This is a genomic window from Nautilia profundicola AmH, from assembly GCF_000021725.1.
Classification (GTDB): Bacteria; Campylobacterota; Campylobacteria; order Campylobacterales; family Nautiliaceae; genus Nautilia; species Nautilia profundicola.
On record NC_012115.1, the window covers coordinates 704,358 to 716,914 of the forward strand.

The window sequence follows — 12,557 nt, forward strand, 5'->3', positions numbered from 1 at the left end:
TTTATTCCTTTCCCATAAGAGGTGCCGCGATTTTCAGCATTTCGGGGTTTAGTGCGTATTTTGAAGTTATTATTTCATTTAGATCTTTTAGTATAAACTCTCCGTTTTTATGTGTAACGATCTTATCGGGCGAACTTTCGATGTGATCTATTGCTTTTACGATAAATTCGGCGGCTGTGAGTCTTTCAAACACGGTAGGCGAACCGCCTCTTTGGATGTGTCCGAGTATTGTGCTTCTTGCTTCAAATCCTATTTCTTTTTCAAACCACTCTTTGATTTTATCGGTTATTTTCAAACCTTCTGCAACAATGGCGATAAAATACCCCCTGCCGTTTTTAATTTCGTTTAAGTATCTTTTTTTGAGATTTTCAAGGCTGTATTCAACTTCCGGAATCAAACACATTTCCGCTCCGTTGGCTACCGCACTTGTGAGCGCGAGATATCCGCATTCCCTTCCCATTACTTCAATTACAAAAGCCCTTGCAAACGAACTTGCGGTGTCTCTTATTTCGTCTATTGCGTGGCGTATTACGTTTAAGGCGGTGTCGGTGCCTATTGTATAATCGTTAAGCGGTATATCGTTGTCGATTGTTGCGGGGATACCCATAAACGGCACTTTAAAATCTTTATAAAAAACGTCAAGCGCTCTGAAACTGCCGTCTCCCCCTAAGATTACAAGTGCGTCGATACCGTGCTTTTTGAGGTTTTCGTAAGCCTGTTTTCTATATGTTTTTTCATACCATCTTTTGCTTCTGCTCGATCTGATTATCGTCCCGCCTCTGAATATTATGCCTGAGACGTCTTTGAAAGAGGCTTTTTTTATTTTTCCTTCGATCAATCCTTCGAGTCCGTCGTATATAAAGTAGGGCGTATGGTTTTTTAAATATGAATATTCGACAAACTTTTTAATCGCAGGGTTCATACCGCTGCTGTCTCCTCCGCTTGTAAGTATGGCTATGTTCATTGCTTCTCCTTATAATATGTCCGCATAATAACTGCTTCTGACAACCGCTCCGCTGACCACGGCTTCAAAGCCGAGATTTAAAGCCGTGTTTTTAAGAATTTCAAATTCATCATCGCTGTAGTATTTTACAACCTCAAAATGTTTGTCGCTCGGACGAAGATACTGTCCGATCGTAAGCTGCTTTACACCGGAATTTATCAGATCTTTCATCGTACTCTCCAACTCTTCAAAGCTCTCTCCGAATCCCACGATAATAGATGATTTTGTCGGTTTGAATTTTGAATAGTATTCGAGTACTTTCAGGCTTAAAGTGTATGAGCTTTGCGGTTTTAATATTTTATGAAGCCTTTTTACCGTTTCGATATTGTGCGCGAGTTTATATGAGGCTGAGGCGCACACGGCGTTCAGTGCGTTTATATCACCTTTGAAATCCGGAGTGAGGCTTTCTATTTTTACACCGGGGTTTAGATCTTTTATAGTGTTTATTACATTTGCAAAATGGGTGCTTCCGTAATCACTCAAATCGTCACGGTCAACGGATGTGATTACAGTGTAAGAGAGGTTTAGATCTTTTACGGCTTTAGCGATTTTAAGAGGCTCTTCAGGATCTATTGCTGAAGGTTTGCCGCTCTTTACGTTGCAGAATCTGCAGTTTCTTGTGCATACGTTTCCCAAAATCATAAACGTAGCCGTGCCTCTTTCAAAACATTCGCCGATATTGGGACATTTTGAAGCGTAACAGACGGTGTTTATCCCTAACTTGTTGATAATTTCGTACGTTTTTTTAATATGCTCAAACGCCGGAGCTTTTGTTTTGGGTTTCATCGAATACCTCTGTGATTATCTCTTTTAAGATGTTTTTAGCCTGAGCGGTTGAAATTTTTATACCTTCATTATACAACGATGTTGCTTTAATCCCGCTTAAGTTGCAGGGGTTTATTTTGTTGAAGTTTTCAAGATTAGGGTTTATATGTATTGAAATACCGTGGTTTGAACGTCCGTCAATGTAGCTGAATCCCATTGAGATCAGTTTTCTGTTTTGTATGTAATAACCGGGCTTTGTTTTGTCGTAAACGGCGCCTATTGCAAATTCCTGTAAAAACATATCGGTGATTTTTCTGATTTTTTTGAAAAAATAGGGCGGATTTTTTACATTGAATATAAAATAAACCATCAGGGTGCCTTCGTCAAAGTAGGTGATGCTTCCGCCTCTTTTGACTGGCACGGCGAAAGGAAAGTTTTTATATTCCGACAAAGATACGGTATATACGGGATAATGCGTGGCGAAAAGTACTATGTTTTCATTAAGAGGGGTCAGGGAATCCTGTATTTTTAAAAACTTTTCGTATTCGATAAGTCCTAAGTCTTTGAAAACGATTTTCATTTTTATCCTTTTATAAATTATAGTAAAATTCCATAAAAAAAGGAAAATTTATGAGAGCACTTTTAAGCGTGTCTGACAAAACGGGTATTGTTGACTTTGCAAAACAGCTTGTCGATTTGGGATTTGAGATAATCTCAACCGGCGGGACTAAAAGAATACTCCAGGAAAACGGAATCGATGCGATAGATATCAGCGAAATTACTAAATTCCCTGAATGTTTCGGAGGAAGGGTAAAAACGCTTAATCCTTACGTTCACGGCGGGATTTTATACAGAAGCGGGATTGACGACGAAGAGGCTGAGAAACTCGGAATTACAAGAATAGATTTGGTAGCTGTAAACCTTTATCCGTTTAAAGAAACGATCGAAAGAACGGACGATTTTGATGAAATTATCGAAAACATCGATATCGGCGGGCCTACAATGGTAAGAAGCGCGGCTAAAAACTTCAAAGACGTGCTTATTGTAACGGATCCGGAAGATTACGATACAGTTGTAAACGCACTTAAAGAGAAAAAAGACACATATGAATTCAGAAGAGATCTGATGATAAAAGCGTATGAGCACACAGCCGCATACGACAGTATGATTGCAAACTATATGAACGAAAGATTCAACGGCGGGTTCGGAAACAAAAGATTTATCGTAGGAAACAGGGTGTTTAACACAAGATACGGTGAAAACCCTCATCAAAGAGGCGCACTGTATGAATTTGAAGACTTCTACAAAGTTCTAAACATTATAAAAGGCGAGCCGAGTTTTAATAACCTCACAGACATTAACGGTGCCGTTAAAATTGCGGTGAGTCTGGGAGAAGGTGCTATAAGTATCATCAAACACGCAAACCCGTGCGGAGCAGCAAAAAAAGACGATCTTGTTACAACATGGCAAAAAGCTCTTGAATGTGACCCTATCAGTGCGTACGGAGGGGTTGTAGCGGTTAACGGCGTAGTTACGAAAGAGCTTGCGGAAGAAATTAACAAAATTTTCGTAGAGGTGCTTATTGCGGGTACTATTACGGATGAAGCGGTAAAAGTATTTGAAAAGAAAAAAAGAATCAAACTATTCGATTTAAGAAAACCTAAACTCGAAATTCCGGGAGATGTTTGGGATTTCAAACACATTGAAGGCGGATTTGTATTCCAGGATGCGGACGTGGTAACTGAAGATGAGGTTGCTGAAGCCAAATGCGTTACTAAAGTGTGCGTGGAAGATAAAAAAGATCTTGAAATGGCGTGGAAAATTGCGGCTCTTACGAAATCAAACTGTGTTGTGTTCGTAAAAGATTCTCAAATGGTGGCAATCGGTATGGGAATGACTAGCAGGGTTGACGCAACAAGATGTGCCGTTGAAAAAGCAAAATCACTTGGACTTGACATTACGGGAAGCTCACTTGCGAGTGAAGCGTTCTTTCCGTTTAGAGACAGCGTAGATTACGCGGCTGAAGTAGGGGTAAAAGCTATTATCCAGCCGGGCGGCAGCATCAGAGACGATGAAGTTATAGAGGCGGCTGATGAAGCTGGAATCGCAATGTATTTCACAGGTAAGAGACATTTTCTTCATTAACACTAATAATTAAGCCCTTCCGGGCTGGAGACAGTATGAAAAAAGAAGTTTTGATTTTAGGATTTGTCAGTTTTTTTACCGACATGGCGAGTGCCATGATAACCACTACTTTTCCTCTTTTTTTGGTTTATGTTTTAAAAAACGGAGTTGATAAATTAGGATTTGTAATAGGAATTGCTACGTTTGTATCGTATTTTTTCCGGGTGATTTTCGGTATTTTAAGTGATAAATACGGAGTAAGAAAGCCTTTGGCACTTACCGGATATATTATATCGGCCGTATCTAAACCTCTTTTTTATTTTGCCACGTCCTGGCAGCATGTGGCTGTTTTCAGAAGTCTTGACAGATTTGCAAAAGCCATGAGGAGTGCTCCCAAAGACGCACTTTTAAGTGCTTACGGCAAAGAAAAAGGAAAAATTTTCGGAATTCATAAAATGCTTGATGTTGCGGGTGAAATGAGTGGGGCATTGATCGTGTTTTTAATGTTTTATGTTTATTCTGCAAATGAAGAAACTTTCAGAAATATTTTTTTGATGACAGTATTTCCCGGATTTATGGCAATAATACTCAGTTTTTTTATAAAAGATGTGAAAACGAAAAGAGATTATAAATTTGACCTGCAAAAAGATAAAGATTTTGTTAAGCAGCTTTTAATTTCAAATTTAATATTGCTTTTTGTAATTAGTGAAAGTTATTTTCTTATCAAAGCAAAAGAAAGTTTTGAGTTTATTTACATTCCTCTTTTTGTAGTGCTGATGAATGCAACAGAGACTCTTTTCAGTTATCCTTTCGGGCTTTTGATTGAAAAACTCAACGAAAAATTTTATTATTTTTTGATTGTCTTTCATATACTGGCCGTAATAACGCTGTATTTCGGGTTTGTTACCGGCGCGTTTATGTTTGAAGGGTTGTTTTTGGTCGGGTTTTTTAATTATTTCAGGATAATGATTTCAAAAAAAGCTTACAATACCGCAACCGTTTACGGTGTTTTTTATTTTATTGTTGCTGTTTTGGGTGGGATTGGTAGTATAATTACGGGAATAATATGGAAGCGTTTCGGATTTGACACTGCCGTTTGTTTTACGGTTTTCGGAATGCTTTTAAGCTTGCTTTTATGGAGGGCGTATGTTAGAACCGATAATTGAACATCAAAAAGATTTAAAAGAAATTTATAAAAAAATGGATTTTTTAAGGGAAAATTTCATTCCCGGGCAAAATGCTTTTTTTGAAGAGCTTAAAGATCTTGCAAAAGAGATGAAAGAGGAGCTTGAATACCATTTTAATCTGCAAATTCATTCGGTAGGAACAAATCCTAAAACCGAGTATCTGGTTAAAGAGAACATGCTTGTAAGGGATATGCTTTTTAGAATGCTTGATTTCATGATTTATAAAGCACAGGAAAATTCAATGGATGCATTTTTAAAATTTGACGATTTTGATGAAATTTTCAGGGCATATCTGAAAAAGGAAAAGGGTCTTTTTATACAAAACATAGAATCCGAACTGAGTGAAAACGAAATAGCGGAAATTGAAGAGAGGTTAAAAGCCCTTGTTTAACTTGCAAAAAAAATTATTTTATGATAAATTGCAGCAAAAAAGGAGAATCCATGGATTGGTTCGATGAAAATAAAAGTCCTAAGGACAAATTTTTTGAGATTGTATACCATGCCAATAAAAATCTCGTAATAGAAGAACTTGAAGATGTGTTTAAAAGACTTGCAGCACTTGAAATAATAGCTGAAGAATGTCTCGGTGATGAAGTTGATCAGAAAATAAACGAAATAGTTTTTACACGCTCAGGTGACCTTGAAGCTGTTGAAACGGATTTATATATTCACACAATGTCAAATATTTTAACTAAAAATGAATAAATTTTTTATACTTTTTTTCCCTCTTTTTTTATTTGCCGAATTTTGGAATTTTCCTCACACGATTGAGCTTAAAAAAGATGAAACAATAAATTTCGACGTATATTACTTGAAAAAAGTATATCCGTTAAAACTCAGATGGACTCTTTTTATAAACGATATATTGACGGTATTGTACAGATATGACGATTTTCCGAGACAGATTACTCTTTATAAAGACCCCCCTTTGAATACATTTAAAATACCCATTGCCAAAATACCTGAAAAATATCCGTATTTTTATATAGAATTTAAAGATTTTAATGGTAAAATAGCAACATTTGATATATATTTGAAAAACGGGGCAGGGGTAAAAGTTGATTATAAAGGTAAAAAATGAACTATTTTGACATAATGGATGAGATGTTTAATGAATTTGAAGAATATAAAGACATTCAAAAAGGAAAAGGAATCCGTGGAAAACTTATAACCATAATAGACCCTAACGCTCAAAAACTTGCGGCTGTTGTAGAATCTATTCATCTTGCAAGCTTGCTTCACGACGATGTAATAGATGAAGCGGACACAAGAAGGGGAGCGGCTTCGATAAACGCAAAATACGGTGACCATACTGCCGTTATGCTTGGAGATATTGTATATTCACGTGCTTTTTACGAACTTATAGATTTTGGAAAAGATATTGCAAAAACGGTTTCAAATGCGGTTTATCTGCTCTCTCAAGGAGAACTTGAGGACGTAAAACTTTCAAATTCTATAAACCTTGATAAAGATAAATATATGCAAATGATTTATAAAAAAACGGCATCTTTAATCGAAGCTGCATGTGCCGCAGGAGCTATAAGCGCCGGGCTTGACAGAAACAAATTTGCGACATACGGGAAAAATATCGGAATTGCGTTTCAGATAATCGATGATCTTTTAGATATAACACAAGATGAAGAGACTCTCGGTAAACCTTCTATGCATGATTATTATGAAGGTAAAACTACTCTTCCTTATATATATCTATTTGAAGTTTTGGAAGAAGATGATAAAGAAAAATTAATGAATCTTTACAGAAAAAAACTGCAAAAACATGAAATAGAATGGATAAGAAATAAAATGCAAGAACACGGAATAATCGAAAAATGTTACAACGAAGCAAAAGAATTGATTGAATCCGCAGTAAATGCAATAAAAATTTACAACATTCCGGCACTTGAAGTAATTGCAAATAAAGTAATCGACAGAAAGTTCTAAATTATTTCTTCAAACATTTTTTCATAAACTTTCGCTTCCCGGCTTTCGGGAAATCTTTCTACAACACTCATTTTCTCAAACGGCATCGACTCAATAAGGTCGCTTTTTGGAATATATGTTTTAAGATATTGGGATTTTGGAAGTTTGAGAATTGTTTGGATTATTTTTTTATGGGCAGGTTTATTTTCAAAGCCGTTTACAAAAAGTTTTATGTTTTTGGCAAGTTTTGTTTTTAATATTTGATTGTAAGTTCTGAGTGATAATATATTTGGAAGTACCGGCACAAGAATAATATCAGAATGCTTTAGTAAATCTCTTGTAAGAGCATTTAAACTCGCTGGTGCGTCCATTATGATGAAATCATATCTATTTCTTAAAATACTTAGCAGTTCTTTCATTTCGTTTTTGTATTTTTCAAGTTTTATATCGGCCGGGATTATGTCAATATTTTCGTATTGGGTTGATTTTATGATTTTTTCGATAGGTTTTTGGAAAATATATCTTTTTTTCGGTTTTTTATTAAAAAAATAACTGCTGGCACCCTGAATATCCAAATCCCAAAGCAGGGTTTTGCCTTTTTTTGAAGCAACACTTACAAGGTTTATGGAGGTTGATGTTTTACCTACCCCGCCTTTTATATTATATAACGATATTATCATCAAATCTCCGTTTTTTAGCGTTCATTATTTTGATATAATATCAAAAAGAGTGCGGAGTTTCAAATGAAAGAGATAAATATTAACGAACTACAAAATCCCGAGTATGTTTTGGTAGGTAATAAAAAAATGCCTTTGAATGATTTGATCAATGAATATATTGATTTAAAAAGAGTCAATAAAAAAGCAATAAGAAAATATCTGCAAGAACAGGAGCTTAAACCTTATCAGGCTGAACTTATAAAGCTTCAAAAGTATCTTGAAGACAATCAAAAAAGAATGATAGTTTTATTCGAAGGGCGTGATGCCGCCGGTAAGGGTGGAACAATCAGAAGAATCGTAAGATATATGAACGAAAAACACTATAGAGTCGTGGCACTCGGAAAACCAAGCGACGTTCAAAAAACCCAGTGGTATTTTCAAAGATACGTAGAACAGCTTCCTCACGGAGGTGAAGTGGTGCTTTTTGACAGAAGCTGGTACAACCGCGCAATGGTTGAGCCGGTTTTTGGTTTTTGCACACCTGAGCAGTATGAGACGTTTATGCAAGAAGTTCCTATGTTTGAAAAATCACTTGTAATGGAAGGGTCAATTCTTGTAAAAATTTATCTTTCAATTTCAAAAGAAGAACAGGCAAAAAGATTCGAAAAAAGAAGAAGAGACCCTTTGAGGCAGTGGAAACTAAGCGAAATAGACCTACAAGCACAGGATAAATGGGACGAATTTACCGAAATGAAATATAAAATGCTAAAAGCCACCCATACGCATTTTGCACCATGGACGGTTATCAGAAGTGATAATAAACATTTAGCAAGACTTAATGCAATGAAGGTAATTTTAAACGCGGTAGATTATCCGGACAGAAACGAAGAGCTTGATTATGTTCCGGATGAAGGAATAGTGGTAAGTGGGGCAAGAGAAATTGAAATAATGGAAGCAGATAGAATCAGAAGTGGAAAATTTGTAAGTTAAGGAGATATATATGACATATGCTGAAGCAAAAGAAAAATTTGAAAAACTTTTTAATAACGAAATGAGCGAAGTTGAAGCAAAAGAACTGCTTGTAAGTCTATACGAAAAAGGCGAAGAAGCGGCGGAAATTGCCGCAGCAGCTGATGTAATGAGAGAGCACAGCATTAAACTTCCTGTAAGTGAAGAATTAAGAGATAAGCTTATAGACATAGTCGGAACGGGCGGTGATAAAAGTCATAGTTTTAACATTTCTTCAACAACCGCTTTGCTTTTAGCAGCAGCAGGAAGCTATGTGGCAAAACACGGAAACAGAAGCATTACAAGCAAATCCGGAAGTGCGGATATGCTTGAAGCACTCGGAATCAATCTGAATTTGAGTCCTGAAAACCAGGTGAAAATGCTTGAGGAAACCGGTTTTACTTTTATATTTGCGATCAATCATCATCCGGCTATGAAATATATTATGCCGATTAGAAAATCACTTAGCCATAGGACGATATTCAATATTTTAGGACCTCTTACAAACCCGGCCGGGGCGAGAAAATATCTGCTTGGGGTCTTTTCACCCGATTTTGTTGAAAAAATAGCAAGCGCGCTTGCACTTATGGATGTAAAAAGCGCAATGGTTGTAAGCAGTCTTGACGGAATGGATGAAATAAGTGTAGAAGCGCCTACGAAAGCAATATATTTTAACGGAGTGAATCTTAAAGACTTGGAAATAAGACCTGAAGCGTTCGGGCTTAAGGGCAAAAAAGAAAACCTGATAGGCGGTGATGCGAAAGAAAACGCCGAAATCACAAAAGGAATATTAAGCGGAGAAATCAGGGATGATAAAAGAAACGCCGTACTATTAAACGCCGGGGCGGCACTGTTTGTTGACGGTAAGGTTAATTCTATTGAAGACGGGATTAAAACGGCGGCCGAAGTTATAGACAGCGGCAGGGCGATAAAACATCTTGAGAAAATTATTCAAATCAGCAATAAACTTAATTGAGAATGGAGAATGCAGAATTGAGAATTGAGGTTAACAGTTTAGAAGAACTAAGCAAAGTTGCGGAATGTATAAAAAAGAGCGACAAAAACATAGTGATTTTAAGCGGTACGCTCGGAAGTGGGAAAACGACGCTTGTTAAGGAATTCGTAAAAAGCCTCGGGCTGAAAGACGAGGTGACTTCCCCCACGTTTGCGATACAAAACGTATATGACGATACTGTTTTTCATTATGATCTTTACAACAAAGGCGTTGATGAGTTTTTGGCTCTCGGGATGCTTGAAGAGCTTGAAAGAAACGGGTTTCATTTTATCGAATGGGGAGAAGATTTGGAAGATATATTAAAAACATACGGTTTTGAGTATTTAAAAATAACTATTACGGCAGAGGGTGCGAAAAGGATATTTGAATGTCAGTCTTAGAAGCAAAAGATCTAAAAAAAGCATTTAAAAAAACACTGATAATAAAAGGTGTTTCACTTAATGTAAGAAGAGGTGAGGTTGTGGGGCTTTTAGGTCCGAACGGTGCCGGGAAAACAACCTCTTTTTACCTTATTTGCGGACTGTTGCAGCCGGATGAGGGGAGTGTTACATTAGACGGTAAAGATATCACGAAACTGCCGCTTCACAAAAAAGCAAGACTCGGAATCGGGTATCTTCCACAGGAGAGTTCGGTATTCAGGGATTTAAGCGTAGAAGACAACCTCTATATCGTAGCCGAGCAGTATTACGACAAAAAAAAGCAAAACGAAATAGTTGAAGATTTGCTTGAAAAGTTCAATATCGAGCCTATCCGTAAAAGAAAAGGTATCAATTTAAGCGGTGGTGAGAGAAGAAGGGTTGAGATTGCAAGGGCGCTTGTTCCGAGCCCTAAGTTTTTGTTTTTGGATGAGCCTTTTGCGGGGGTTGACCCGGTGAATGTCAGCGATATCAAACATCTTGTCGAACTTCTTGCCAAAGAAAACATCGGAGTGATTATTACCGATCACAATGTAAGGGAAACGCTTTCAATATGCCACAGGGCGTATGTGCTTAAAGAAGGTATGATACTCACAGAGGGTGATGCTGAGCATATTGTAAACCACCCTGAAGTTAAAAAATCTTATCTTGGAGAAGATTTCAAGCTATGAAACTCAAAACAAAAATTACAAACAAACTTTCAACGAAACTGTTAGGGTTTTTGCCTATTTTAAAAGCCGGAGTCGATGAGCTTTTTGAAGAGATTAAAGAAATCAGTAAAGAAAATCCCTACATTGAAGTCAGAAACAAAAGGTTTGTAACGGTCAGTAACCTTAAAAACGCAAATGCGGATGAAATAGAAGCATTGACACTTAGTGAAGAGACTCTTTATGAATCGCTCTTAAAACAGATTGAGGATTCGAATCTTTTTCCGACCAAGCGTTCTAAGGATATTGCGCTTGAAATTATCGAAGATATAAATAACGAAGGTTTTTTTGAAGGTGATGAAAAAGAAATTGCAAAAAGACTCGGGGTGGATGAAGAGAAGGTAAAAAGGGTTAGAGAGAGGTTTATGTATCTGAATCCTGCAGGCGTGGGGGCGAAAGATCTGAAAGAGTGTATGATATTCCAGCTGCAAAACATAGATATGCCCGAAGATGTGTATAAACTTGCAAGTGAGATGATTACGTATCTTGAAAATATAGACAAATTCGTAAACGAGCCGAAATATAAAGAGGCTATGAAAATCATAAAACAGTTAAACGTAGTCCCCGCAATGGAATATATTAAAGATGAAGAGATTATTCCCGAAATAATAGTTTTAAATATCGACGGTCAGCTTGAAATCAGAATAAACGACGAGCATTATCCGGAAATAAACGTAAAAGATCCGGAAAACAAAAACAGTTTTTCAAAAGAGAAATTCAAAGAGGCAAGAAACATCGTAGATGCGCTTGAGATGAGAAAAGCGACACTTAAAAAAATTGCGCTTATGATTGTGGAACTGCAGTATGAATTTTTCCAGGGCGGCGTAATCAAACCTATGAAAATAAAAGACCTCGCAGACGAGCTTGAATATGCCCCTTCGACTATCAGCCGTGCCATTTCAAACAAATACCTGCTTTGCGACAGGGGTATAATTCCTCTTAAGAATTTCTTTTCAATAGCCCTTGATGAGGATACATCATCCAACCAGATAAAAGAAGAAATCAAAAACCTCATTAAAAACGAAGATAAAAACAAACCTCTAAGCGACGATAAACTCACAGAAATAATAAATCAAAAATATAATCTCAATCTGGTTAGAAGAACCATCTCAAAATACAGAGACCAGCTCAAAATTCCTACCAGCAGGGAGAGAAAAAGGATTTATAAAGTGGGCGGGGAGATTAGTTTTTAGTCTTCGTTTCTTACAATCAGACTTGAAGGAAGGTTTAGTTTTTTGATAATTTCCTCTTCTTTGGCTCTCATTTCTCCGTTGTCCGTTTCATGGTCGTATCCCAATAGATGCAAAAGTCCGTGAAGAAAAAGAAGTCTGATTTCATCATCCACGCTGTGTCCGAACTCTTCTGCACCTTTTTTTGCCGTGTCGATTGAGATTACTATACTTCCAAGCGGCATTCCGGGCATGGCTTCGAGAGGGAAACTTAGTACGTCTGTGGCTTTGTCTTTGTTTCTAAACTGACTGTTTAGTTCTTTTATTTCTTCATCGTCTGTTAAAATCAGCTCTATATCTTTGTCTGTAAGCAGATTGTAAATATCGTTTAGTTTGTTTATGTCAAATTCATAGTCCGTTCTGTTGTCGAAATCTATCATTAAATAGCCTTTTTTAGTAAAATTATAATAAAAAATTATTGATTAAAAATTTTTCATAAAATTATTTTTTTCAAACGGCTTCACTACGGTACCCGAAATCATAGATTTCGACCGTGACGTTGCAGATGTTTTCTCAAAATGATT

Annotated in this window: 16 protein-coding genes; 11 read left to right on the top strand and 5 right to left on the bottom strand. The window is 36.8% G+C overall.

Features of this window, described 5'->3' with window-relative positions; translation table 11 throughout:
* Position 1: 1 nt before the first annotated feature.
* Genes NAMH_RS03840 through NAMH_RS03850 form a run of 3 tightly spaced genes read right to left on the bottom strand, consistent with a single transcriptional unit; the run spans position 2 to position 2,348 of the window.
* On the bottom strand, positions 2-964 hold the full coding sequence (locus NAMH_RS03840; protein ID WP_015902050.1) for a 6-phosphofructokinase: 963 nt from the start codon (positions 962-964) through the stop codon (positions 2-4).
* Between the two features lie 9 nt (positions 965-973).
* A complete protein-coding gene (gene lipA / locus NAMH_RS03845) occupies positions 974-1,789 on the bottom strand; it encodes a lipoyl synthase (protein WP_012663574.1) in 816 nt (271 codons plus the stop codon).
* Positions 1,758-2,348 (bottom strand): lipoyl protein ligase domain-containing protein, encoded by a 591-nt coding sequence (locus NAMH_RS03850; protein ID WP_015901823.1) that lies wholly within the window; start codon positions 2,346-2,348, stop codon positions 1,758-1,760. Before NAMH_RS03850 ends, lipA begins: the two co-directional genes overlap by 32 nt.
* Before the next feature lie 50 nt (positions 2,349-2,398).
* Between NAMH_RS03850 and purH the strand changes: the two genes are divergently transcribed.
* Genes purH through NAMH_RS03880 form a run of 6 tightly spaced genes read left to right on the top strand, consistent with a single transcriptional unit; the run spans position 2,399 to position 7,020 of the window.
* Positions 2,399-3,913 carry a bifunctional phosphoribosylaminoimidazolecarboxamide formyltransferase/IMP cyclohydrolase gene (purH, locus tag NAMH_RS03855; RefSeq protein ID WP_015902822.1) on the top strand — a complete coding sequence of 505 codons (1,515 nt, stop codon included), beginning with the start codon at positions 2,399-2,401 and terminating at the stop codon, positions 3,911-3,913.
* A 35-nt stretch (positions 3,914-3,948) separates the two neighbouring features.
* Positions 3,949-5,058 carry an MFS transporter gene (locus NAMH_RS03860; protein ID WP_015902622.1) on the top strand — a complete coding sequence of 370 codons (1,110 nt, stop codon included), beginning with the start codon at positions 3,949-3,951 and terminating at the stop codon, positions 5,056-5,058.
* Complete coding sequence (locus tag NAMH_RS03865) at positions 5,039-5,470, top strand: hypothetical protein (RefSeq protein WP_012663712.1); 432 nt, start codon at positions 5,039-5,041, stop codon at positions 5,468-5,470. Before NAMH_RS03860 ends, NAMH_RS03865 begins: the two co-directional genes overlap by 20 nt.
* Positions 5,471-5,520: 50 nt before the next feature.
* Positions 5,521-5,784, top strand: a complete 264-nt coding sequence (locus tag NAMH_RS03870) for a DUF2018 family protein (RefSeq protein WP_015902412.1) — start codon at positions 5,521-5,523, stop codon at positions 5,782-5,784.
* Positions 5,777-6,160: a hypothetical protein gene (locus NAMH_RS03875; RefSeq protein ID WP_012663764.1), complete on the top strand. Its 384-nt coding sequence runs from the start codon at positions 5,777-5,779 to the stop codon at positions 6,158-6,160. The genes NAMH_RS03870 and NAMH_RS03875 overlap by 8 nt, the downstream gene beginning before the upstream one ends.
* The gene (locus tag NAMH_RS03880) at positions 6,157-7,020 is read left to right on the top strand and encodes a polyprenyl synthetase family protein (RefSeq protein ID WP_015902083.1); all 864 of its coding nucleotides are present in this window, start codon (positions 6,157-6,159) and stop codon (positions 7,018-7,020) included. Before NAMH_RS03875 ends, NAMH_RS03880 begins: the two co-directional genes overlap by 4 nt.
* On the opposite strand, the gene NAMH_RS08975 is transcribed toward NAMH_RS03880, so the two are convergent.
* Positions 7,017-7,679, bottom strand: coding sequence for a ParA family protein (locus tag NAMH_RS08975; RefSeq protein WP_012663854.1), 663 nt, complete (start codon positions 7,677-7,679; stop codon positions 7,017-7,019). The genes NAMH_RS03880 and NAMH_RS08975 overlap by 4 nt on opposite strands.
* Before the next feature lie 63 nt (positions 7,680-7,742).
* On the opposite strand from NAMH_RS08975, the gene ppk2 reads away from it, so the two are divergent.
* The 5 genes from ppk2 to NAMH_RS03910 are packed head-to-tail and all read left to right on the top strand — an operon-like array spanning position 7,743 to position 11,997.
* Positions 7,743-8,648 carry a polyphosphate kinase 2 gene (gene ppk2 / locus NAMH_RS03890; RefSeq protein WP_015901832.1) on the top strand — a complete coding sequence of 302 codons (906 nt, stop codon included), beginning with the start codon at positions 7,743-7,745 and terminating at the stop codon, positions 8,646-8,648.
* A gap of 10 nt (positions 8,649-8,658) precedes the next feature.
* On the top strand, positions 8,659-9,642 hold the full coding sequence (trpD, locus tag NAMH_RS03895; protein WP_015902164.1) for an anthranilate phosphoribosyltransferase: 984 nt from the start codon (positions 8,659-8,661) through the stop codon (positions 9,640-9,642).
* A gap of 17 nt (positions 9,643-9,659) precedes the next feature.
* The gene (gene tsaE / locus NAMH_RS03900; protein WP_015902785.1) at positions 9,660-10,061 is read left to right on the top strand and encodes a tRNA (adenosine(37)-N6)-threonylcarbamoyltransferase complex ATPase subunit type 1 TsaE; all 402 of its coding nucleotides are present in this window, start codon (positions 9,660-9,662) and stop codon (positions 10,059-10,061) included.
* Positions 10,049-10,768, top strand: a complete 720-nt coding sequence (gene lptB / locus NAMH_RS03905) for an LPS export ABC transporter ATP-binding protein (RefSeq protein ID WP_015901847.1) — start codon at positions 10,049-10,051, stop codon at positions 10,766-10,768. Before tsaE ends, lptB begins: the two co-directional genes overlap by 13 nt.
* On the top strand, positions 10,765-11,997 hold the full coding sequence (locus tag NAMH_RS03910; protein WP_012663932.1) for an RNA polymerase factor sigma-54: 1,233 nt from the start codon (positions 10,765-10,767) through the stop codon (positions 11,995-11,997). The genes lptB and NAMH_RS03910 overlap by 4 nt, the downstream gene beginning before the upstream one ends.
* Here NAMH_RS03910 and ybeY read toward each other — a convergent pair.
* Positions 11,994-12,413 (bottom strand): rRNA maturation RNase YbeY, encoded by a 420-nt coding sequence (gene ybeY, locus NAMH_RS03915; protein WP_015902600.1) that lies wholly within the window; start codon positions 12,411-12,413, stop codon positions 11,994-11,996. The two genes, NAMH_RS03910 and ybeY, sit on opposite strands and share 4 nt — an antisense overlap.
* Positions 12,414-12,557: the final 144 nt, after the last annotated feature.